The organism is Desulfobulbus alkaliphilus, from assembly GCF_016918545.1.
GTDB classification, from domain to species: domain Bacteria; phylum Desulfobacterota; class Desulfobulbia; order Desulfobulbales; family Desulfobulbaceae; genus Desulfobulbus; species Desulfobulbus alkaliphilus.
In genome coordinates, this window is the sequence record NZ_JAFFQC010000366.1 from 1 (window position 1) to 406 (window position 406).

Here is a 406-nt window from a genome sequence, read left to right on the forward strand (position 1 = left end):
ACGAAGTAGAGCCCGAGATGGTCATGAAACTCATTGAGCTCGAAATATCCCTAGAGGGGCTAAGTAAACGCCAGGGCGTCTTCGACAAGATTGGCAACATCCTGAAAAAGGACTGGGGCTCCTTGGAGGAGATCCAGCAAAAACAGGCCGCACTGCAAAAAAGAAATCAGCGCGACCAACACCAAAAGACCATTGACGAGATAGAGGCTGAGCTTAAAGACGTGCAGTCACAACTAAACGATGCCCATGACATAAACCGTCTGCTGAGCGAGGTAGCCACAGATGATCATTAAGAGCCTCACCTTGCATGACTTCCGCGTTTTTCGTGGCAGCCATCAGATTGACCTCGCACCTCGCCCACGTCTGCTTCAGGATGGGAGCAAACTCAATGATCGCCCCATAGTAC

General features: G+C 50.7%; 1 pseudogene. It reads left to right on the forward strand.

Going from position 1 to position 406, the window contains the following annotated elements:
• Nucleotides 1-293, forward strand: a pseudogene (locus JWG43_RS18965) (DNA phosphorothioation system sulfurtransferase DndC); the annotation flags it as partial.
• Nucleotides 294-406 lie beyond the last annotated feature (113 nt).